General features: G+C 42.2%; 1 protein-coding gene. It reads left to right on the forward strand.

What is annotated here, in order from left to right:
- Positions 1-46: 46 nt before the first annotated feature.
- Positions 47-1518 (forward strand): DUF499 domain-containing protein (locus QXV08_RS08815; protein WP_342821571.1); only part of this gene is annotated, 1472 nt, incomplete at its 3' end.

Below are 1518 nucleotides of genomic sequence, written 5' to 3' on the forward strand. Positions count from 1 at the left end.
TTCGTTTTAAACATTCTAAAAGCTGCATATGAAAGGTGAAAAAGGTTTGAGCGCCCCGAAGTTAAGTGATGTTGTCGAGCCCTCGCCCCTCGTAGAAACGTATAGCACGCTTCCCCCAGGAGAATATGTTGGGAGGCTAGCGCCATCCCTCGGCATGATAATAGAACATGAGCTCTATGATCAAGGGATCCAGATAAACAATGAATTTCTTGACACGGACACTTTTCTATTTATAACATATCTTAAGCCCATGGCTGATATGCTGAAAACAGTTAACGACGGCTTAAACACCCTTCACGAGGTTCCGCTGGTTGTTTCACTTGACCAAGAAATGGGCTTTGGGAAAACGCATTTTCTCACTCTTCTCTGGCACCTATATGCTCAAACATATAAGTGGAGTGAGGAGACGCTTATAAACTCACATGCCATCTTAAGCGAGGTGAAAGAAAGCGGATATAAGAGGGCTGTAGCTGAGCGAACATTAGTTCTAGCATTAGATTTAATTAGCTACCCGTTTGACTTAGATCCATACGAGACCATCTTTGAAAGCGCCGCAAAACTTATGGAACTTAAGAGAGCACCCACTGGACCTGACCCGGGATTTCTGAGGAGTTTAAAGGGCCTTAAACCCATAGAAGCTGCGAGAAGGCTAATCTCACACCTCAATGATACGCCATTATTAATAATGATTGATGAGTTCTATGGGGGTCTATATAAAGCCATTGAGGGAGGAAGTGAAAAAATCATCGAAGGCCTGTTAAGCTTAATATCATTCCTCAAGGAGGTCATAGATGCGTCGAGAGGTAGAGCCAAGCTGGTCATTATAATTTCATCGGCTAGAGAGGATGCTGAAAGATGGGATAAGGTTTCGGCAATACTCCAAAAGCAGGGTTTATTACGCTTCGTTGAGGCGGTAAATGACTTGAGGGACAGGCTTGGTAGACTTAGGCCAATAAAGCTTGGACGGATTGAAGTCGAGGATATAATAAACATACTTGTTAAGAGGCTCTTTAAATTTAAGGTCGAGAGGAGAGAGGCAGCTTTAAGAATTGAAGGGGCCCTTAAGAATGCACTAGCAGATCTTCTAGACAAAAAATCTTTAAATGATTTTATATCAAAAATCGAGAGGTATTATCCGTTTTCGCCTAGTTTAGAACACATTATAAGGAAGTTCCTTTACCCAACATTCGGTGGAGACATTCCTAGATCACAGCATATTAGAGATCTATTGAAGATCACAGCATCAGCAATATCCAAGCTTAAAAATGATGGTGAGTGGAGAGGGTGTTCTCTCATAATTCCAGCGCACATACCACCGGAGGACATTGCCAGCGTCCTTGGAGAGTCAAAGATTACAAGCGAGTGGATGAGAGCTTACCACTCATGTAAGATAGTGGCCGAAAGGGTTGATGAAGCTGAATTAAAGAAACTCCTACTCTTAATTCTCACATCTATCTACACTAAGTCTGTGACAACGAACATCACTAAACTTATAGATATGCTCAGATCGCCAAAGAT

The sequence above is a fragment of the Desulfurococcus sp. genome (assembly GCF_038881575.1).
In the GTDB taxonomy this organism is placed as follows: Archaea; Thermoproteota; Thermoprotei_A; order Sulfolobales; family Desulfurococcaceae; genus Desulfurococcus.